At 49.5% G+C, this 1,119-nt stretch carries 1 protein-coding gene and 1 pseudogene; one reads left to right on the forward strand and one right to left on the reverse strand.

Annotated features, from left to right (window positions below; translation table 11 throughout):
• Positions 1–614: pseudogene (locus GOB93_RS20915) on the forward strand (hypothetical protein); the annotation flags it as partial.
• A gap of 50 nt (positions 615–664) precedes the next feature.
• Here the strand turns inward: GOB93_RS20915 and GOB93_RS20920 are convergent.
• The gene (locus tag GOB93_RS20920; protein WP_173585273.1) at positions 665–1,039 is read right to left on the reverse strand and encodes a winged helix-turn-helix transcriptional regulator; all 375 of its coding nucleotides are present in this window, start codon (positions 1,037–1,039) and stop codon (positions 665–667) included.
• Positions 1,040–1,119 lie beyond the last annotated feature (80 nt).

The following is a 1,119-nucleotide window of genomic DNA, read 5'->3' on the forward strand; positions in this document are numbered from 1 at the left end:
ACCCGCCGCCAGAAGCAGAATATCGTCAATATTCCAGATCGGGCTCCTGTGGGATGACTGAATTCTACAAAATGACCCGAAATTGCCTCAAGTGTGAGAAATCCGCGTCGAACCCTCCATCTGATGCCCTCAGTATCGTTAAAAATGGGCCAAAAGCATTTGCTGGCCGTAAAATGGGTATTCTGGCGACAGATGGCGTGGATGCAGACCTTTTTGCTGCGCTCATTTCCGCTCTTCAGGCAGAAAAAGCCAATTACGAAGTCATCGCCCCCAAAATTGGCGGCATTACACTTTCAGATGGTACCAAGGTAGCTGCGCAGCAGAAAATAGACGGCGGGCCATCGGTATTATACGATGCTGTAGCCATTCTGGCTTCCAAGGAAGGCACAAAAGTGCTGGCCAGCACTCCTGCTGCCAAAGATTTCCTGACGGACGCTTTCACACACTGCAAATATATTGGGTATTCTTCAGAAGCCTGCACATTATTCAAAAAGGCAGGTTTGGCAGATGATGTTGATAAAGGCTGCATTAAACTGGGCAGTCAAAACGATGCCAACACATTTGTAAAAACCTGCGGCAATCTCCGCTTCTGGCAGCGTGAAAAACTGGATTGAAGTAAAGAAACTCCCCCTCATGTGCATTTATGAACGTAGGTGAGGGGCTTTTACCCACCACTTGATTCTTTTTTCTGCGTCACGCTGTGGGCATATTTATCACCCCATTCCTTTAGTGCATGGATGACCGGCTTGAGTGTTTTACCCAAGTCGGTCAGTTCATATTCCACGCGTGGTGGCACTTCTGGAAAAACCGTGCGGGAAATCAGGCCATCGGCTTCCAGTTCTCGCAACTGGTTTGTCAGCATACGCTGCGTTACATTTGGCATACGCCTACGGAATTCGCTAAAGCGCAGCACGCCATCTTCAAACAGATGATACAGAATAAGCGCCTTCCATTTGCCCCCAAACAACTCCAGCGTGGCTTCTACGGTGCAGCCGGGGCTGCATGTTAGAGGCCATCGTGTGGATGGTACGCTAAACAACGTTTGGCATGAACAATAAAGGAACGATCAGGCGGCACGAGCCTGTTTCGACAGATTGAGCGTCTTGCGGCCCGCAGAAG

Origin of the sequence: Acetobacter musti, from assembly GCF_011516835.1 — a bacterium.
Lineage (GTDB): Bacteria > Pseudomonadota > Alphaproteobacteria > Acetobacterales > Acetobacteraceae > Acetobacter > Acetobacter musti.